The sequence below is a fragment of the Methyloparacoccus murrellii genome, from assembly GCF_054657115.1.
Window position 1 is genome coordinate 1 of record NZ_BAAHXD010000150.1, and the last position, 224, is coordinate 224.

Annotated in this window: 1 protein-coding gene; it reads right to left on the reverse strand. The window is 56.7% G+C overall.

Annotated elements, in window-relative coordinates:
* Positions 1 to 224: hypothetical protein (locus ACYQ1H_RS15680; protein ID WP_460028965.1), on the reverse strand; the 224-nt coding region annotated here is incomplete at both ends.

Here is a 224-nt window from a genome sequence, read left to right on the forward strand (position 1 = left end):
TCCTCCAGCGTCAAATCCTCCACCATATCGAAGGTGCCGGGTTTGTTGACGAGTCCATCGATGGTGACCTGCTGTTTTATGCGCATTTCATCGAAGGAATAGATGCGGATGACATCGTTTTCCTCCAGTGGCATGTTGGCCGAGGCATCCTTGTCCAGCAGGGCGCCCAGCCGGAAGGGGATGATTTTCCGGCCGACCGTGCCCGGCACCGTGCGGAAAATGTG